The organism is Rodentibacter trehalosifermentans, from assembly GCF_002000545.1.
Classification (GTDB): domain Bacteria; phylum Pseudomonadota; class Gammaproteobacteria; order Enterobacterales; family Pasteurellaceae; genus Rodentibacter; species Rodentibacter trehalosifermentans.
On sequence record NZ_MLHL01000005.1, the window covers coordinates 1 to 19941 of the forward strand.

Consider the following 19941-nt stretch of genomic DNA (forward strand, 5'->3'; position numbering starts at 1 on the left):
ATGGTGTGATATTTAGGGATAATCTACTTCAGCCCCAAATTTTATATAAAGCAAGATTATTTATTAAAATTTAAGGTTTTTTATGAATAAAATGATACTGAGTAAAGTTTTACTTTTATATAGTGATTTTATATCATTCCTGGGTTCGCTTTTTATTGCATTATTCTTACTCTCTTTCTTTGGTGAAGAACAAATTTATTTTCCTATTGAAGATGTGGATGAGTATATAAAAATTCATTTATTTACGGCTTTAGTTTGTACTACTTGGTTCTGGATTCGGCTACGCCATTATACTTATAGAAAGCCTTTTTGGTTTGAGCTAAAAGAGATTTTTAGAACTTTATTAATATTCTTCATTATTGAATTGTCAATTATTGCATTATCTAAGCTTTATGTTTCAAGAACATTTTGGATTTTAACGTGGTCTATTATCTTTGTTTTACTGCCTATAGTTCGGGTTCTTTTAAAAAAATTGCTAATTAAGTCAAACTGGTATAAAAAGGATACTGTTATTATTGGAACAGGTGAGAATGCAAAGAAAGTATGTAAAGCATTAACCGATGAATCTTATCTAGGGTTTAATCTACGTTATTTTATATCCTCTGATCAAGTTAAAAAGGATGATATAAAAAATATTTTTATTATTAATGTTCAAGATCAGGATTTATTAAAATTATTAGATGTAGATAGAACAAATACACAGTTTATTTTAGCGTTAGATAATGAAGCTCGCTTAGATTTCTGGTTGAGATATTTGGCAAAAAATAAATGTAGAACAGTTTCAGTTATTCCTAATATTCGTGGTATCCCATTATATGGTACTGATATGTTATTTTTATTTAGCCACGAAATGTTATTATTACGTATCAACAATAATCTTACTAAACGATCCTCTCGTATTTTAAAACGAACAGTGGATATCGTTGGATCGTTTTTAATTATTACCGCACTTTTGCCACTATTATTAATTTTGTATTTTTTAATTAAAAAAGATGGCGGTAATGCTATTTATGGGCACCCAAGAATCGGTCGAAATGGTAAAACATTTAAATGTTTGAAATTTAGATCAATGGTAGTTAATTCAAAAGAGGTGCTAGAAGAATTACTAGCGAATGATCCTAAAGCAAGAACGGAATGGGAAAAAGATTTTAAATTAAAAAATGATCCACGAATTACAAAAGTTGGCGCTTTTCTTCGTAAAACAAGTTTAGATGAACTTCCTCAACTTTTTAATGTGCTAAAAGGTGAAATGAGCCTTGTTGGTCCAAGACCTATCGTTCAAGAGGAACTAGAACGCTACGAAGAGAATGTTGATTATTATCTCATGGCTAAACCTGGCATGACCGGGCTTTGGCAAGTAAGTGGTCGTAATGACGTTGATTATGATACGCGCGTTTATTTTGATGCATGGTATGTCAAAAATTGGTCGTTATGGAATGATGTTGCTATTTTATTTAAGACCGTCAATGTTGTTTTAAAAAGAGATGGGGCCTATTAAAAAATTTATGAAAATTTTCATCACAGGCGGTGCCGGCTTTATAGGGTCTGCAGTTGTTCGCCATATTATTGAAAATACGCAAGATAGCGTAGTTAATGTTGATAAATTGACTTATGCGGGTAATTTGGAATCGCTCGAATCGGTGAAAAATAGCCCACGCTATGCTTTTGAGCAAGTGGATATTTGCGATGCGAAAGCACTCGCTCGAGTGTTTGAACAACATCAGCCTGATGCGGTTATGCACTTGGCGGCCGAAAGTCATGTCGATCGTTCCATTGATGGACCGGCTGCCTTTATTGAAACCAATATTGTCGGCACTTATACTTTGTTGGAAGCCGCTCGTGCTTATTGGAATGGTTTAAGCGATGAGAAAAAATCGGCATTCCGTTTCCACCATATTTCAACGGATGAAGTTTACGGTGATTTAGAGGGGACGAATGATCTCTTTACTGAAACTAAACCTTATGCTCCTTCTAGCCCTTATTCGGCTTCTAAAGCTTCAAGCGATCACCTCGTTCGTGCGTGGTTGCGTACTTATGGATTGCCAACTATTGTCACCAATTGCTCTAACAACTATGGTCCTTTCCATTTCCCTGAAAAATTGATCCCATTGATGATCTTAAATGCCCTAGAGGGAAAACCACTCCCAGTTTATGGCAATGGTCAGCAGATTCGTGATTGGTTATTTGTGGAAGATCACGCCCGTGCGTTATACAAAGTGGTAACAGAAGGAAAAGTAGGGGAGACTTACAACATTGGCGGGCACAATGAAAAAGCCAATATTGATGTTGTTCGTACGATCTGTGCTTTATTAGAAGAGTTAGTGCCCAATAAACCTGCCGGCGTAGCGAAATATGAAGATTTAATTACCTATGTGAAAGATCGCCTGGGTCATGATGTTCGTTATGCCATTGATGCCACAAAAATTGGTCGTGAATTAGGTTGGAAACCACAAGAAACCTTTGAATCCGGCATTCGTAAAACCGTCGAATGGTATCTTAATAATAAAAAATGGTGGAGCCGAGTGTTGGATGGTTCTTACAGTCGTGAACGCTTAGGCAATCAATAATTTCTAAGCCGTCAGATTTTGGATTTATAAAAATACCGTAAATTTGACCGCTCTTTTGAAAGTATTATTATGAAAGGTATTATTCTTGCAGGCGGTTCTGGCACCCGCCTTTATCCTATCACCCGTGGTGTATCAAAGCAGCTTCTGCCTGTGTATGATAAACCGATGATTTATTATCCGCTTTCTGTCTTAATGTTGGCAGGGATTCGTGATATTTTGATTATCACCACACCTGAAGATAACGAAAGTTTTAAACGTTTGTTAGGTGATGGTTCTGATTTTGGTGTGAACTTGCACTATGCGATTCAACCGAGCCCGGATGGTTTGGCGCAAGCATTTCTAATTGGTGAAGAATTTATTAATGGCGATAGCTGTTGCTTAGTATTGGGTGACAATATTTTCTATGGGCAGCATTTTTCACAAATGTTGCAAGAAGCCGTTGCGCAACCGCATGGTGCAACGGTATTTGGCTATTTAGTGAAAGATCCGGAACGTTTCGGTGTGGTTGAATTTGATGAAAATTTCAAAGCAGTTTCGATTGAAGAAAAACCGGCACAACCAAAATCAAATTATGCAGTAACAGGGTTATATTTCTATGATAATCGTGTGGTTGAGTTTGCCAAACAAGTGAAACTTTCAGCACGGGGGGAGCTTGAAATTACCACACTAAATGAAATGTATCTCAAAGATGGCTCATTGAATGTACAGTTACTTGGACGTGGTTTTGCCTGGTTAGATACCGGCACACACGAAAGCTTACATGAAGCGGCCTCTTTTGTTCGCACTATTGAAAATGTGCAAGGCTTGCAAGTGGCCTGTTTAGAAGAAATTGCATGGCGAAATGGTTGGTTGAGTTCTGAACACATCGAAAAACTCGCTAATTCCCTGGCGAAAAATGAATATGGGCAATATTTGCTTCGCTTAATCAAAGAGGGCAGATAAATGGCAAAATTTTTGATTACTGGTGCAAAGGGGCAAGTGGGGTATTGTTTAACCCAACAGCTGCAAGGCAAGCATGAAATTTTAGCCGTTGATCGTGATGAATTGGATATTACCGATCAAAGTGCGGTGAAAAAAACGATCGAAAATTTTCGCCCGGATATCATTATCAATGCTGCAGCACATACCGCTGTGGATAAAGCTGAGACCGAGGTTGAACTTTCTGAAGCCATTAATGTGAAAGGCCCGCAATATTTAGCGGAGGCTGCCAAAAATGTTGGTGCGGCGATTTTGCATATTTCAACGGACTATGTGTTTGACGGTCAGCAAAAAGGTAAATATAAAGAAACCGATGCGACTGATCCACAAGGCGTGTATGGCAAAACGAAATTAGCAGGGGAGCAAGCGGTTGTAAAAGCGAACGATAAATTTATTGTCCTGCGGACCGCTTGGGTATTTGGGGAACACGGCAATAATTTTGTGAAAACGATGCTACGTTTAGCCAAAACACGGGATACGTTAGGGGTAGTCGCCGATCAAATCGGTGGCCCAACCTATGCGGGTGATATTGCCACGGCTCTTATTCAGATCGCAGAAAGAATTATCTCAGGTGAAGATATCCAATATGGTATTTATCATTTCTCAGGTGCGCCTTATGTGAGCTGGTATGATTTCGCCAAAGCAATTTTTGACGAGGCAGTTTCACAAAAACAGTTAGAAAAAAAACCTTGGGTTAATGCAATCAGTACGGCAGATTACCCGACACCAGCCAAGCGTCCAGCGAATTCTTGTTTAGATTTGACTAAAATTCAGCAGACTTTCGGTATAACACCAAGTGATTGGAAAAAAGCGTTAAAAAATATTAAAGCTTACACAGAGTAAAAGAGTAAAAATATGCTTGAAAAAATAGAACGTCTTATTGACGAAATTAACAAAGTCCATCTCGCTTTTTCAAAGGATTATTTTGAAACAGATAAAATCGAAAAAGTGAATTTAAAACATACATTGTCAAAAGTACCCGCCGAGCATATTTTATCTTATCGTCTTAACTTACATGAATCGATCAATGATTATTTATATCGTGCAGATTTATATGATGTGCCTTATTTTTATCGGGTAAAAACATCGGAGTCTATTTTAGATAAAATTGAGCGATTTAAACAGCGTAGTGAAGGTTATCCTGTTAATAGTATTTTAAATGATATTTTTGGCGCACGGATTATTGTTTCTTCTGATGATATTGCCCAAGTAATCGCGCAATTAGATCATTGGAAAGAGAAATATGGTTTAAAAAATTGGTATTTACGAGATCAAGATGAATATGTAGGAATTCATCTCTATTTTAAAAATGCCAGTAATTTTTATTATCCTTGGGAGTTACAAATCTGGGATAAAAAAGATGCAGAAAAAAACATTCAAAGCCATCGAAAATATAAGAGAAATTTTGTAAAAAATAAGGATTCACAATGAAAGTCATTGATACCAAAATCCCTGATGTGAAATTATTAGAACCGCAGGTATTCGGTGACGATCGTGGTTTTTTTATGGAAACCTTCCGTGATGAATGGTTTAGAGAAAATGTGGCAGATCGCACCTTTGTGCAAGAAAATCATTCAAAATCGATTAAAGGGGTATTGCGTGGTTTGCATTATCAAACAGAAAATACCCAGGGTAAGTTAGTTCGAGTGGTATCCGGTGCGGTATTTGATGTGGCGGTGGATATGCGGGAACATTCACCCACTTTTGGACAGTGGGTCGGAGAGATTCTCTCTGCGGAAAATAAGTGTCAATTATGGGTGCCTGAAGGCTTTGCCCATGGTTTTTATGTACTGACGGATGAGGCCGAATTTACCTATAAATGCACGGACTACTATAATCCAAAAGCAGAGCACTCACTGATTTGGAATGATGAATGCGTGGATATTGACTGGCCTCTTGAAGGGGAACCGAGTTTGTCAGCAAAGGATTTAGCCGGCAAAAAATTAATGGAAGCCGTGAAATTTAAATAAATTTTAGGTTTAAAAGGATAAAAACTGGTATAGTTCGCTAACTGGTTTTTTCTTTTATAAGGGGAGTTAAAAAATGGAGATTATGCTTTCTTATAGCCCGGCATCAGCGAGCTGGGGAAAAGGGGCGATACTAAGTTTTAATGGTGATGAAGCGGTTATTCACTTAAAAAATCATGAAAAAAACGACCGCACTTTGGTGCAACGAGCCGCACGCAAGCTACGTGGACAAGGTATCAAAGAAGTAGAATTAGTCGGTGAGGAATGGAATTTAGATTTTTGCTGGGCATTTTATCAAGGGTTTTACACGGCAAAACAAGATTATGCCATTGAGTTTCCGCATTTAGACCATGATTTACAAGATGAATTGTTAGCCCGTATTGAATGTAGCGATTTTGTTCGAGAAGTAATTAATGAGCCGGCGCAAACACTTACGCCAATGAAATTGGCTGAACGTGCAGCAACGTTTATTACGGCTCAAGCAGAACATTATTCGGAAAAAAGTGCGGTCAGTTTTCAGATTATTTCTGGGAAAGCATTGGAAACTCAAGGTTATCAAGGCATTTGGACAGTGGGCAAAGGTTCGGCGAATGTTCCTGCCATGTTGCAGTTAGATTTCAATCCGACACAAGATCCGAATGCACCGGTGTTGGCTTGTTTGGTGGGGAAAGGCATCACTTTTGATAGTGGTGGGTATAGTATCAAACCCAGCGATGGGATGAGCACGATGCGCACGGATATGGGCGGTGCAGCGTTATTAACCGGCGCTTTAGGTTTGGCGATTGCGCGCGGATTAACGCAACGTGTGAAGCTCTATTTATGCTGTGCTGAAAATTTAGTGAGTAGTAATGCCTTCAAATTAGGCGATATTATTACCTATAGAAACGGGGTGACCGCAGAGATTTTAAATACCGATGCCGAAGGGCGTTTGGTGTTAGCAGATGGGTTAATTGAAGCCGATAATCAACACCCAGAGTTGATAATTGATTGTGCCACATTAACCGGTGCGGCAAAGGTGGCGGTAGGGAATGATTACCATTCGGTACTGACAATGGATGATGAGCTTGCAGCAGCACTTTTTCACTCGGCTCAAGCTGAGAATGAACCCTTTTGGCGTTTGCCTTTTGAGGAATTTCATCGTTCACAAATTAGTTCTTCCTTTGCGGATATTGCCAATATTGGGACGGTGCCTGTGGGGGCTGGGGCGAGTACCGCCACCGCATTTCTTTCCTATTTTGTGAAGAATTATCAACAAAGTTGGTTGCACATTGATTGTTCTGCGACTTATCGTAAATCTGCGAGTGATTTATGGGCGGTTGGCGCAACAGGTATTGGGGTACAAACATTAGCGAATTTATTGTTGTCAAAATCAGAAAAGTGAGGATGAATATGACAGAAAGAACACTTTCCATTATTAAACCTGATGCAGTGAGACGTAACCTTATCGGGGCAATTTTAGCGCGCTTTGAGCAAAGTGGGTTCAAAATCGTGGCGACAAAAATGGTACATTTAACGAAAGCGCAAGCTGAAGGGTTCTATGCCGAACATCAAGGCAAGGTGTTTTTTGAATCATTAGTGGATTATATGACATCGGCACCAGTGGTGGTTTCGGTATTGGAGAAAGAAAATGCGGTGAAAGACTACCGCACATTGATTGGTGCAACAAACCCGGAAAACGCAGAGGAAGGCACAATTCGCAAGGACTTTGCATTAAGTCAAACTGAAAATTCCGTGCATGGTTCAGACAGTGTAGAAAGTGCAAATCGTGAAATTGCCTATTTTTTTGCAGATTCGGAAATTTGTGAATATTAATTTCGTTGAAAAAATGAATGAAGCGCTTATAATAAAAGCACCTAGATGCCCGTCTAGGTGCTTTAAGGTAAATGATCTGCTATAAACCAGTAGTACTACTAACTAGTAGTAAACAGAGCAGAACAATAATACTCAATCGCAAATAGCGTTTCATATTATCTCCTTGATGAGATGAATCACAAGGTCTGCAACAAGCCCACTAGCTGCTACTGGTGGGCCTGTTAGCAGACCCACCTAGTCTAAGCTCTCACTTAAACCGTCAATATTCTACCAATCTTTCTTTTCGGATACTCTATTTATTTACAATATCTAGTTTTTAGATAAAAAATAGCGAGTGTAAAAACTCGCTATTTCTCTTTTGGTTTTCTTATAAACCAATCACCGCAAATAATACCCAAACAGTATAAATGGTTGCTAAACCATAGAAGATAAAGCCACCTGCCGGCACATGGATTTTAAGATCGTGCATTCCGTGGTGAATTCGGTGTAAACCGCACCACATAGGGAAAATAGTGAGCACGAGAATCACCAGTTTACCGATCCAAGAATAGGCAAAAGTGACTAAGTTTGCCGGATCGATTAAACCAAAGGGGAGTAATAACCCTAAAATTAAAATCACCACAGGAAAGAAAATGGCACTTACAGTCCCCCCAGCACCGAAAAGTAACCATACCGGTGGTTCGCCAGAGCGTTTTGGATTTTTATCAACCATTTTTTCTCTCCCTTAGAGATAAACTAAAATTAATGCAACCACGCTGATAAGCGCAGTGACCGCCCAAAGTGCATTTCTGATGACATGATGTGGTAAACGCTCATTTTTAACAATGATGTTCATCACTTTTGGTGTCATTAAGAAATAGGTGACGGTATGGTAAAGCGTAGCGACCAGTGTCAGAATATTTAAGATCACCACAATTGGGTTTCTTAAAAATTGAATAAAACTCCAAACGCCGTGTCCTGGAATAGGATTACTGGCGAGGCAGAGTACGCCATAAAGCAGAACAATACAGAACCACACGGCAAAGATTGAAGTGGCTTCACGCAGCATATAGGCTTTGTAGAAGTCTAATTTTTGCCACCAAGTAGCCGTCATTGGGCGAACATATTTTTTGCGTTTACTTACAGTTACTGACATTTTTCCCCCTTAGCCTTTTGGTTTTAGCATCGAGATAACATAATCTTTGGCACTTTCCACTTTACCTTGGTTAATTGCAGAAGCCGGATCCACATGTTTTGGACAGACTTCAGAGCAATAACCCACGAAAGTACAGCTCCACACCCCATTTTTACCGTTTAACAATGGCATACGTTGTGCTTTTCCGTGGTCACGGTTATCAAGATTATAACGATGTGCCATGGTAATGGCGGCAGGTCCTAAGAACTCTGGGTTTAAACCAAATTGCGGGCAAGCAGCATAACATAACCCACAGTTGATACACATAGAGAAAGTACGGTATTTTTCAAGCTGTGCCGGAGTTTGTTTTGTACGGCTTTTCGCCAACTCTGCCGAAGGATGAGGTTTGCCATCTAATGGTGGTGCTTCATTGCCGATAATATAAGGTTTGATCGCTTCCAAACTTTCAATAAAGTGGCTTAAATCCACCACCAAATCCCGTTCAATTGGGAAGTTGGCTAATGGCTCAATACGCATATGACCACTGTAATCACGCAAGAAGGTTTTACAAGCCAGTTTTGGTTTATTGTTAACCATCATTCCGCAAGAACCGCAGATCGCCATACGGCAAGACCAACGATAAGAAAGGGAAGGTTCAAGTTTATCTTTAATATAACCTAACGCATCAAGTAAGGACGTTTGGTTGTCATAAGGCACTTGATAAGTGCTTAAGTGCGGTTCTTTATCGCTTTCTGGATTGTAGCGTAAGATTTCCACATTCATTACTGGTGAATTAGACATTTGCTTGCTCCTTAGCTTTCGCAGCCGCTTCTTGAGCTTCTGCTTCCGCACCGTAAACACGTTTTGCAGGTTGAGATTTGGTAATTTTTACCGGGCTGTATTCAATGCGCGGTGCGCCATTCTCATTGTAGAAAGCAAGGGTGTGTTTTAAATAATTCACATCATCGCGTTCGGTGTAATCCAAGCGTTGATGCGCCCCACGAGATTCTTTACGTTCAATCGCAGAATTCGCAATAGATTGTGCCACATCAAGGATATAACCCAATTCAACGGTGTAAAGGACATCGGTGTTGAACACACTGGAATTGTCTGCAACACGAATACGTTTATAACGTTCTTTTAATTCAGCGATTTTATCCACGGCTTTTTGCATGCTTGCTTGGTCACGGTAGATACCACAACCTTCTTCCATCACGGTACCCATTTCATCACGGATTTCGGACCAAGATTCGTTACCTTCTTGTTTGCAAAGGGCATCTAAACGGGCAACCACATCTTTTGCTTGAGCATCGACCGCACTTTGATTCGCCGGTTGGGCTTCAACGGCACGTTGTGCGGCATATTCACCGGCCACACGACCAAGAACCAAAAGCTCGGCAAGAGAGTTAGAACCTAAACGGTTTGCGCCATGTAAGCCTGAAGAGGCACATTCCCCCACAGCAAATAAGCCTTTAATACGGGTTTCACTGTTGAAATCCACCTCGATACCGCCCATGGTATAGTGAACAACAGGACGAACCGGAATCGGTTCATTCACCGGGTTAACCCCTTCGTACGCATTGGATAATTCGCAAATAAATGGAAGACGTTCAAGCAAATATTTCTCACCAAGGTGACGTAAGTCAAGATGAACCACATCCACCCCTTTGGCAGTTTTTAACGTATTGCCTTTTTTCCATTCTTGCCAGAAAGCTTGGGAAACTTTATCACGAGGCCCCAATTCCATGTATTTATTTTCCGGTTTGCCGATTGGGGTTTCCGGTCCAAGACCATAATCTTGAAGGTAACGATAGCCGTCTTTATTGACTAAAATACCGCCTTCACCACGGCATCCTTCCGTCATCAAAATACCGGTATTCGGTAAGCCGGTCGGATGATATTGTACAAACTCCATATCACGCAGTGGCACACCGTGACGATAAGCCATTGATAAACCATCACCGGTCACAATGCCACCATTGGTGTTGAATTTAAAGGCACGGCAACCACCGCCGGTGGCGATCACAACGGCATTCGCATTAATTTGAACCAATGTCCCTTCCATCATATTCATCGCAACCATACCACGAGCATGACCGTCATCCACTAAAATATCTAAGACAAAATGTTCATCAAAGCGTTGAATTTGAGGGAACTGTGTTGAAGTTTGGAAAAGGGTATGTAACAAGTGGAAACCGGTTTTATCCGCAGCGAACCAAGTACGCTCGATTTTCATTCCACCAAAGCGACGGACATTCACATCGCCATCGGCTTTACGGCTCCATGGACAACCCCAACGTTCTAACTGGGTCATTTCTACCGGAGAATGCTCAACGAAGTATTCCACCACATCTTGTTCGCATAGCCAGTCACCACCGGCTACGGTATCCTGGAAGTGCTTATCATAAGAATCTTCTTCTTTTATAACGGCTGCTGCACCGCCCTCTGCCGCCACAGTATGGCTACGCATTGGATACACTTTTGAAACTAATGCAATTTTTAAGTTAGGATTTGCTTCTGCTGCTGCAATTGCTGCCCGTAAACCGCCACCACCTGCACCAACAATCGCAATATCGACATTAACTGTTTGCACGATATCCTCCAATCTATAGAAAGTAAAAAAATAAAACACCCTAAAGGGGTGAGCCATTGTGCCACTTTTTTACAAATTAATAACCTTTTTTTCAGTGGAATTTCGGATAAATTACTCATTTTGTGATCTACCTCAAAAAAGTTAATTTGTCTAAGTAAATCAAATGAGAAGGTTTTTTATTTGAGAGACATTACAGAAAAATAGTAAAGTTGAGTTGGTGAATTGACTCGTTTAAAATCACAGAATTGATGATAAAAACAGAGAAAAAAATGACCGCACTTTCCCTTGAACCAACCTTATGGCAACCTTCTGCTTCCATTGATAATTTACTGGCTAGAGCCAAAATTATGGCGGATATTCGCCGCTTTTTTACTGATCGGGGTTTACTTGAAGTGGAAACCCCCGTGCTTAGTGAATTTGGCGTGACCGATCTTCATCTTTCGACCTTTAACACCGAATTTATCGCTCCTTTTAATGAATTATCAAAAACACTTTGGCTTTCCACCAGCCCTGAATATCATATGAAGCGTTTATTGGCGGCAGGCAGTGGACCGATTTTTCAAATCAGCAAAGTTTTTCGTAATGAAGAAGCCGGCAATCGTCATAATCCGGAATTTACCATGTTGGAATGGTATCGACCGCATTTTGATATGTATCGCTTGATTAATGAAGTGGATGACTTACTTCAACAAATTCTTGATTGTAAACCGGCAGAGAGTATGAGTTATCAGTTTGCTTTTCAAGAATATGTGGGGCTTGATCCCCTTTCTGCCAGTCGTAAAGAATTAGTCGAGGTTGCCCATCAACACCACTTTATGGCAGAAGAGGACGAGGAGCGTGATACCTTATTACAGTTTTTATTTAGTGAGGTGGTCGAGCCTCAAATTGGGCAAGATGCACCGGTGGCGATTTATCATTTTCCTTCCTCACAGGCGGCGTTGGCGCAATTAAGTATGGAAGATCAACGAGTGGCTGAACGCTTTGAGTTTTACTACAAAGGTTTAGAGTTGGCGAATGGTTTCCATGAATTAACGGATGTCAGCGAACAACGCCGTCGTTTTGAGCAAGATAATCGTCAGCGTGAAAAACTCGGTTTGCCAACACGGGCAATTGATGAACGTTTTCTCAGCGCCTTGCAAGCAGGTATACCCAATACATCGGGGGTTGCCTTGGGCGTTGATCGCCTCATTATGCTAGCCTTAAAGGCAGCTCATATTAAAGAAGTGATCGCTTTTTCCATTGAAAATGCCTAATTTTTCTCATAAGTGCGGTTAAAAAATAAGATGTTTTTTTAACCGCACTTTGATCTAGATAAAAATTACCTAATTTAGTGTTTAAAAAATCGTTATCTCGATCACATTTCTAAAAACATTTCTTTGAATTTCATTGTATTAAGGCATATTATGCGCGCCAAATTTATCAGGAGTTTTCCTGAAAGATTGAGATTTAATCTGTATTTTATCTTTTTTTAAGGTATTCATTATGAAAAAAACAAAATGGAACAAATTTGATGCGGCGTGGATGTTAAATTTATTCGGCACGGCAGTTGGGGCGGGGGTCCTTTTTCTACCGATTAACGCAGGAATGGGCGGCTTTTGGCCACTGGTGGTTATGGCAATTTTAGTCGGACCAATGACCTATTTTGCCCACCGAGGGCTAGCCTATTTTGTCCTTTCTTCTAAAAATCCGGGAAGTGATATTACTGAAGTGGTGGAAGAGCATTTTGGTAAAACAGCCGGTAAATTAATTACGCTACTTTATTTTTTCGCTATTTTCCCTATTTTATTAATTTACGGTAACGGCATCACCAACACCGTCGATTCTTTTATTGTCAATCAATTGGGGATGGCATCGCCTAATCGTGCATTGCTTTCTTTTGTCTTAATTGCGCTCTTAATTTCAGTGATGCTTTTTAATGAAAAAGTGATGCTGAAAATTACAGAATTGTTGGTTTATCCTCTTGTGCTTATTTTATTCGCACTATCCATTTATCTCATTCCTGAATGGAACGGAGCAATGTTGCATGAAATGCCAACAGTAGGTGGTTTTATCACCACATTATGGGTGACGATTCCGGTTTTAGTGTTCTCTTTCAACCACTCTCCGGCGATTTCTTCCTTTGCTTGTTCACAATATCGTGAATATAAAGCGTTTGACCGTGCAGAACGTCATATTGAACACACAGAAAAAGGCACATCAACCATTTTGCTTGTTTTTGTGATGTTCTTCGTGTTTAGCTGTGTACTAACCTTAACACCGGAAGAATTACTAGCGGCAAAAGAACAAAACATCAGTATTTTGTCTTTCTTGGCGAATAAATTTGATAACCCTTATATTTCTTACTTTGGTCCACTAGTTGCCTTCCTTGCGATCACCAGCTCTTTCTTTGGGCATTATTTAGGGGCGCGTGAAGGTTTAGAAGGCTTATATTTAAAAATGAAAGGGGAAGCGGTGAATCGCAAAAAATTAAATTATGCAACCGCACTTTTCTTTTTACTCACCTTATGGGGAGTGGCGATTATCAACCCAAGCATCCTCGGTTTAATTGAATCCCTTGGCGGTCCAATCATTGCGATGATCTTATTTATTATGCCAATGTATGCCATTCGCAAAGTACCGGCAATGAAACGTTATCAAGGCCGTTTTAGTAATGTCTTTGTCACAATAATGGGATTAATTGCTATCTCTGCAGTAGTTTATGGATTGTTATAATCTGCCGTTTTATTTCGCTTATTTAGTAGGAAATTTATGATTAGCGTATTTGATATGTTTAAAGTGGGAATTGGACCTTCCAGTTCCCACACGGTTGGACCGATGAAAGCCGGTAAACAATTTATTGATGATTTAATTGAACGAGGGCAGTTTGAACAAACAGCAGAAATTCGTGTGGATGTATACGGCTCCCTTTCTATGACAGGACGTGGGCATAGCACCGACATAGCCATCATTATGGGACTTGCCGGTTATTTACCGCATGATGTGGATATTGATCTCATTCCACATTTTATCGAAAACGTGAAAAAAACTGCCCAATTGTCTATCGCTCAAGGCAAAAAGACAGTGAAATTTGATTTTGAAAACAATCTTGTTTTTCACCGCACTTTTTTAACATTGCACGAAAATGGAATGACAATTGCCGCTCTTGATTCAGCGCAACAAGAACTTTACCGCCAAACTTATTATTCGATCGGTGGTGGTTTTATTGTGGATGAAGCCCATTTTGGAGAAGATGAAAAAAGTGCGGTTAGCGTGCCTTATCCCTACAAAAATGCAGAGGATATTTTAAAACATTGCAGTGAAAACGGCTTAATGTTCTCAACGGTAATGCTTGAAAATGAAATCGCATTGCATGGAAAAGATGCGGTGAGTGCGCATTTAGACAATGTGTGGAAAACTATGCGGGCTTGTATTGATCACGGATTGCATACAGAAGGCATTTTGCCGGGACCGTTGCGAGTGCCTCGCCGTGCAGCCTCCTTATACCGTATGTTAGAGGCGAACACCAATTTATCCAATGACCCAATGCGTGTGATTGACTGGGTCAATATGTTTGCCTTGGCGGTAAACGAGGAAAATGCGGCAGGTGGTCGGGTGGTGACGGCACCGACAAACGGTGCATGTGGCATTATCCCTGCTGTACTGGCTTACTATGATAAATTTATTTCACCTTTAACATCGGAAACCGTTGAACGTTATCTCTTGGCTGCCGGAATGATCGGCTCGCTTTATAAAATGAATGCCTCTATTTCCGGTGCAGAAGTCGGTTGCCAAGGGGAAGTGGGGGTAGCGTGTTCAATGGCGGCAGCCGGATTAACGGAAATTCTCGGAGGAAATCCAATGCAAGTGTGTATTGCAGCAGAAATTGCCATGGAGCATAACCTTGGCTTAACTTGTGATCCCGTGGGAGGGCAGGTGCAAGTGCCTTGTATTGAACGTAACGCCATAGCCTCGGTGAAAGCCATTAATGCCGCCCGTATGGCATTACGCCGTACCACAAACCCTCGGGTTTCCCTTGATAAAGTGATTGAAACCATGTACGAAACCGGAAAAGATATGAACGCCAAATACCGTGAAACCTCACAAGGCGGTCTAGCGGTGAAAATTGTTTGTACTTAATACTTAATAAATAAAAATAGGGGGTGAAAATCTCCCTATTTTCTTACCACATTTTCCCCCTTTCATTTCCTTCCTTATCCTCTTTAAATATTATCTTTTTATTGAACGCAAACGATTGCTTTGCTAGAATGGTCCGATTTTTTATGTCAACAATAATGAGGAGCAAATAATGGCGTTTAATCTTAAAAATAGACATTTATTGAGTTTGGTGAACCATACTGAGCGTGAAATTCGGTTTTTATTAGATTTAGCGAGAGATTTAAAAAGAGCAAAATATGATGGCACAGAACAGCCTCGCTTAACCGGAAAAAATATCGCTCTTATTTTTGAGAAAACGTCAACCCGCACCCGATGTGCTTTTGAAGTCGCTGCTTATGATCAAGGTGCACACGTTACTTATATCGATCCTGTTTCATCGCAAATCGGTCATAAAGAATCGATGAAAGATACCGCCCGTGTATTAGGGAGAATGTATGACGCTATTGAATATCGTGGCTTTAAACAATCGGTCGTCAATGAGCTGGCGCAATATGCCGGTGTACCGGTATTTAACGGTTTAACCGATGAGTTTCACCCGACCCAAATGCTCGCTGATGTTCTCACGATGATAGAAAATTGCGAAAAACCACTCAGCCAAATCAGCTATGTGTATATTGGCGATGCCCGTAATAATATGGGGAATTCGTTATTATTAATTGGGGCGAAATTGGGAATGGATGTGCGAATTTGTGCGCCGAAAGCCTTATTACCGGAAGAGGGGCTGGTGAAAATGTGCCAAGAATTTGCCACACAATCCGGTGCGAGAATTACTGTCACTGAAGAGATTGATTTGGCGGTCAAAGGGGTGGATTTTGTGCATACGGATGTATGGGTTTCCATGGGTGAACCCCTTGAAACCTGGGGAGAACGTATCGAAATGCTGATGCCTTATCAAGTAACCGCGGAGTTAATGAAACGCACGGGTAACCCAAAAGTGAAATTTATGCACTGCTTACCGGCATTCCATAACAGTGAAACTAAAGTGGGGCAAGAAATCGCAGCAAAATATCCACAATTGGCAAATGGCATTGAAGTGACGGAGGAAGTCTTTGAATCGCCGGCTAATGTGGCTTTTGAACAAGCGGAAAACAGAATGCACACCATTAAAGCCGTAATGGTAGCCAGTCTGGCATAATGCTTTATGGCATCGTCAATATGAACGGTGCTATTTTTTTATCAATGAATTGAAAGGAAAGAAAATGAGAATTGTCGTGGCACTAGGGGGAAACGCCCTATTAAAAAGAGGGGAGCCGATGACGGCTCAAAATCAGTCTGCCAATATTCGCATTGCGGCAGAACAATTGACAAAAATTAAACAAGAAAATGAGCTCGTGATTTCCCATGGCAATGGGCCACAGGTTGGATTGCTGGCATTACAACACGCGGCCTATTACGCACAAGATCCTAAAATTGAACCCTATCCATTAGATGTATTAGTGTCACAAACCGTGGGAATGATCGGCTATATGTTGCAACAGGAATTAACCAATTTATTGCCACAAACCCCAACCATTACGCTGTTAAACCAAGTGGTTGTTGATCCTAATGATCCGGCATTTGAAAAACCAAGCAAACCTATCGGACAAGTTTATACCAAAGAAGAGGCGGAAAAATTAGCGGCTGAAAAAAACTGGACAGTGATGGCTGATGGACAATATTATCGCCGTGCCGTGCCAAGCCCGTTACCTAAATCTGTGACAGGTATTGATTCCGTGAAGGCCTTATTAGCCAATCGTAATATTGTGATTTGTGGCGGCGGTGGCGGTATTCCAAGCTATTACAACGCCCAAGGAGAATTACAAGGCGTGGAAGCCGTGGTGGATAAAGATTTATGCACAGCTGTTATCTCCCAAGAATTAGAAGCGGATTTATTTATCATCGCCACTGATGTGCCTGCCGCTTGCGTGAATTTCAATAAACCGGAACAAAAACAAATTGCCAAAGCTAATCCACAGGCTTTAGCCGAATTGGCTTCAGAATTTGCTCCGGGCTCAATGGGACCAAAAGTGAAAGCCGTTTGTAATTTCGTCAACGCCACCGGTAAAGATGCGGTTATTGGTTCTCTCAATGATATTGAACGCATTGTCAAAGGCGAAGCGGGCACCCGTGTCACAAAATCTATTGAAGGGGTGGCGTTTTATTAAACAGAAAACGGGGATAAAACATCCCCGTTTTTGACCGCACTTTTTAGAAGTTTTTCTCAATGGAAACAAAAAACTCTCCGCTTTTGCGTGAATAAAATTCGGGAATATTGCTGTCAATTTTACGGTAACGATAATTCAATTTGGGAATAAAGCCTCTCCATTGCAACTTGTTATGCCAAACAGTAGCGTTAAAGCTATATTCCTTATCTTGCCGTTTTTTCTTTGGTAAATAGAAGTTTTCCGCTTGGAAATTCCGCTTTACATAACGCAGACTGACACGAGTGACAAAATCTTTGATTTCCCACACAGAGCCAATATTACCCCCAACTCTGCTGGAGCTTTCCGCCTTATCTTTGCTGCGATCCAGACTTCCTTCCAATCCACCAAAGATCAACCAATTCGGCTTGGCTTGATAACTAAATGAAAGGCTTGCCCCATTGATATAGCCATTGTGTCTGCGAGCCACATTGCTTTCAGCATAGCGTTTTTGGGCATGGGAAAGTGAGCCGGAAATCGACCAAAGTGCGGTCAATTCTCGATGAAAATTTGCAGTTACGCCATAGTTTTTACTATAGCGTGGTGAGCCTAACCAATTTTGCTCAAAAAAAGGCATTAATCCGAAAGATTGCAAAGCAGAACGATAGCGATAACCTAGCGCTCCATACAAGGACTTTTCGCTGTAATCTTGATTATCCCAATAATGCACACCGTTAAAATAGCTATTGAAAGACACAAAATGATTGCCTGCCACATTTACTTCACGATTTAGCCCAAAACCATAACGAAAACCGTGTGCTTTTTGGGGGAGCGATTCTTCGTCTTTTTGAAAACGAAGTCCGCCAAGGATAATTTCTCGCTGATCGGAGGCATTATTCACATTGTCCGTTTGGGTATATTGCAACTCAGCATCTACTTGCCAACCTTGGCGTTTTTTCATTTCTTGTAAATAACGTTGGGCTAAACCTTGCATTTGTGGCGATAAATCAGGTATTGCCCGCTCAAGTTCGGCTTTCGCTTGGCGATATTGCTTATTTTCAAACAGCATTACGCCCAAATCAAAACGTGGGTATGCCAGCTCAGGTTTTTCATTCACAATCTGCTGATAAAGGGAAATTGCTTCAACATATTGGCGTTCGGCACGCAACATCGCCCCTCTCGCATAGCGGTAAAGCGTGGCATCGTGATCGAATTGTGCGTGATAGAGCGGTAATAATTTTTTCAGCAAGCCCCATTGTTGATTCACTACGCCATAGTTAATCAATTTTTCAAGTTTGGTTTGCATTGAATCGCTTTCATTTAATGAGATTTGAGGCGTGGAAAGTGCGGTAGATTTTTCGGGTGTTTTTAGCTCGGGTTCAACCATTTTCGGCACGCCCGTTTCTTCAAAGAAAACAGGGCGGTGCGTAGGGCTTGGTGCAGCCTGAGCCAAAAAGGAAACAAGCGGTAAAAAATAAGCAATTTTTTTCATAATGAATAGACAACAGAGCGGTATTGTTTCGTAAACATAAAAGTAGAATTTTAACAGTAGGGACACACTGCGTGTGTCCGCTTATAACATATTGAAATAATTTGACTTTATAACGGAATAAAAGTATGCCGTTTAAATGGGTTTTAAACGGCATTTTGTTAAGGGTTAAAGATTATTTTTGGATCTCGCCACGTGTGCCGCCAAAACCGATGTGCGTGCCACGGATTAAATTACCCTGTTCGTCTTTTTGATTATACTTTCTTGCCGTGCCACCATTGACACGCATTGTGTTATCTAATTGCTTATACATATAGGCGTTGCCCGCAATTTCTTCGGCATCTGGACCATAGAAGACTAAATCATATTCCCCTCTTGTACCATCCGCCATTGAGGCACTTGAGGCAACCCCATAATTCGGACCTGCCCCATGATTTGTTTTACCGATACGCCCTTCATCCAAATTGATGTCACCAATCCCACTGAAACCTGACAATTTACCTGAACCTGTTCGATTAGCAAAATCCACGTTATAGGTTAAATCACCGCTATGAATGATGGCTGCGGGGTTGGATGTAAAGGCTTTACCTTTATAGGTGGCATTTCCTTCGCTTGGTAGTGCCGTTGTTTTTTCACCAGAAAATCCGCGTTCCTCAATACGAAAATTATTAGGGGCATTCAAAGAATCAGAGAAAAATCGCATATCCCGACCATAAACAACAGAATAATTTTGCTTGTAAATTGTGGCATAACCGCCTGAAACTGTCCCTTGCCCATCTTCAGCGTAAATCACAACGTAAGGAGCAGAATTTAGACCATTTGGCAAATCATCAATCTGGGTATTAGCATATCCGCCAATTGTTGAACCGTCACCTTGTTGATTTCCAACAATTTCTTTTATCAGCTCATTAAATTCATTAATTTTTTGTTCTTGCTTAGTGGCATTAGCTAAAGCAGTTGCTAAATTGGTTTGAGCTTGCTCAAGCGTTGCTTTGGCATCATTGAGTTCTTTTTGCACCGCTTGTTTGGCTTGGTCTTCACTGGTGGCTTTAGCGGTTTCGGCTTCTAAACGTTTGGTCGCTTCTGCCACGTCCTTTTTCGCCTGTTCAAGCGTTGCTTTAGCATCACTGAGTTCTTGTTGCACCG

General features: G+C 40.8%; 19 protein-coding genes. 13 read left to right on the forward strand and 6 right to left on the reverse strand.

Annotation, left to right across the window (positions count from 1 at the left end; genetic code table 11):
• Positions 1-82: 82 nt before the first annotated feature.
• The 8 genes from wbaP (at position 83) to ndk (ending at position 7324) form a co-directional block, all read left to right on the forward strand.
• Positions 83-1498, forward strand: coding sequence for an undecaprenyl-phosphate galactose phosphotransferase WbaP (gene wbaP / locus BKK52_RS00585; RefSeq protein ID WP_077477479.1), 1416 nt, complete (start codon positions 83-85; stop codon positions 1496-1498).
• 7 nt (positions 1499-1505) lie between these two features.
• Positions 1506-2567, forward strand: a complete 1062-nt coding sequence (gene rffG, locus BKK52_RS00590; RefSeq protein WP_077477485.1) for a dTDP-glucose 4,6-dehydratase — start codon at positions 1506-1508, stop codon at positions 2565-2567.
• Between the two features lie 69 nt (positions 2568-2636).
• Complete coding sequence (gene rfbA / locus BKK52_RS00595) at positions 2637-3509, forward strand: glucose-1-phosphate thymidylyltransferase RfbA (RefSeq protein WP_077477480.1); 873 nt, start codon at positions 2637-2639, stop codon at positions 3507-3509.
• On the forward strand, positions 3510-4388 hold the full coding sequence (rfbD, locus tag BKK52_RS00600; RefSeq protein WP_077421858.1) for a dTDP-4-dehydrorhamnose reductase: 879 nt from the start codon (positions 3510-3512) through the stop codon (positions 4386-4388). It begins immediately after the preceding gene.
• Positions 4389-4400: 12 nt separating this feature from the next.
• The gene (locus tag BKK52_RS00605; protein ID WP_077421859.1) at positions 4401-4976 is read left to right on the forward strand and encodes a nucleotidyltransferase family protein; all 576 of its coding nucleotides are present in this window, start codon (positions 4401-4403) and stop codon (positions 4974-4976) included.
• Positions 4973-5515 (forward strand): dTDP-4-dehydrorhamnose 3,5-epimerase, encoded by a 543-nt coding sequence (gene rfbC / locus BKK52_RS00610; RefSeq protein WP_077421860.1) that lies wholly within the window; start codon positions 4973-4975, stop codon positions 5513-5515. The genes BKK52_RS00605 and rfbC overlap by 4 nt, the downstream gene beginning before the upstream one ends.
• A 73-nt stretch (positions 5516-5588) precedes the next feature.
• Positions 5589-6893 (forward strand): aminopeptidase PepB, encoded by a 1305-nt coding sequence (gene pepB, locus BKK52_RS00615; protein WP_077473838.1) that lies wholly within the window; start codon positions 5589-5591, stop codon positions 6891-6893.
• Positions 6894-6901: 8 nt separating this feature from the next.
• Complete coding sequence (ndk, locus tag BKK52_RS00620) at positions 6902-7324, forward strand: nucleoside-diphosphate kinase (protein ID WP_077473839.1); 423 nt, start codon at positions 6902-6904, stop codon at positions 7322-7324.
• A 367-nt stretch (positions 7325-7691) separates the two neighbouring features.
• Here the strand turns inward: ndk and frdD are convergent, their stop codons facing one another.
• From frdD to frdA, 4 genes are read right to left on the reverse strand one after another with little or no spacing between them, the layout of a single operon-like run.
• Positions 7692-8036, reverse strand: a complete 345-nt coding sequence (gene frdD / locus BKK52_RS00625; protein ID WP_077473840.1) for a fumarate reductase subunit FrdD — start codon at positions 8034-8036, stop codon at positions 7692-7694.
• Between the two features lie 12 nt (positions 8037-8048).
• The gene (gene frdC, locus BKK52_RS00630) at positions 8049-8459 is read right to left on the reverse strand and encodes a fumarate reductase subunit FrdC (protein WP_077473841.1); all 411 of its coding nucleotides are present in this window, start codon (positions 8457-8459) and stop codon (positions 8049-8051) included.
• Between the two features lie 9 nt (positions 8460-8468).
• Complete coding sequence (locus BKK52_RS00635) at positions 8469-9239, reverse strand: succinate dehydrogenase/fumarate reductase iron-sulfur subunit (protein WP_077416233.1); 771 nt, start codon at positions 9237-9239, stop codon at positions 8469-8471.
• Positions 9232-11031, reverse strand: coding sequence for a fumarate reductase (quinol) flavoprotein subunit (gene frdA, locus BKK52_RS00640; RefSeq protein WP_077416231.1), 1800 nt, complete (start codon positions 11029-11031; stop codon positions 9232-9234). The genes BKK52_RS00635 and frdA overlap by 8 nt, the downstream gene beginning before the upstream one ends.
• Positions 11032-11300: 269 nt before the next feature.
• Here frdA and epmA point away from each other — a divergent pair, with 269 nt between their 5' ends.
• The 5 genes from epmA to arcC all read left to right on the forward strand — a co-directional run bounded on the left by epmA (position 11301) and on the right by arcC (position 17330).
• Positions 11301-12284: an elongation factor P--(R)-beta-lysine ligase gene (epmA, locus tag BKK52_RS00645; RefSeq protein ID WP_077416229.1), complete on the forward strand. Its 984-nt coding sequence runs from the start codon at positions 11301-11303 to the stop codon at positions 12282-12284.
• A 229-nt stretch (positions 12285-12513) separates the two neighbouring features.
• Positions 12514-13743 carry an HAAAP family serine/threonine permease gene (locus BKK52_RS00650; RefSeq protein WP_077416227.1) on the forward strand — a complete coding sequence of 410 codons (1230 nt, stop codon included), beginning with the start codon at positions 12514-12516 and terminating at the stop codon, positions 13741-13743.
• Between the two features lie 36 nt (positions 13744-13779).
• Entirely contained in the window at positions 13780-15147 is a 1368-nt protein-coding gene (locus BKK52_RS00655) for an L-serine ammonia-lyase (protein ID WP_077416225.1), read from the forward strand.
• Between the two features lie 169 nt (positions 15148-15316).
• Positions 15317-16321 (forward strand): ornithine carbamoyltransferase, encoded by a 1005-nt coding sequence (locus tag BKK52_RS00660; RefSeq protein WP_077477481.1) that lies wholly within the window; start codon positions 15317-15319, stop codon positions 16319-16321.
• Positions 16322-16385: 64 nt separating this feature from the next.
• Complete coding sequence (gene arcC, locus BKK52_RS00665; RefSeq protein ID WP_077477482.1) at positions 16386-17330, forward strand: carbamate kinase; 945 nt, start codon at positions 16386-16388, stop codon at positions 17328-17330.
• Between the two features lie 43 nt (positions 17331-17373).
• Here the strand turns inward: arcC and BKK52_RS00670 are convergent, their stop codons facing one another.
• A complete protein-coding gene (locus tag BKK52_RS00670) occupies positions 17374-18798 on the reverse strand; it encodes a surface lipoprotein assembly modifier (protein WP_077477483.1) in 1425 nt (474 codons plus the stop codon).
• 172 nt (positions 18799-18970) lie between these two features.
• The coding region (locus tag BKK52_RS00675; RefSeq protein WP_279626508.1) for a factor H binding protein domain-containing protein at positions 18971-19941 on the reverse strand (971 nt) is incomplete at its 5' end.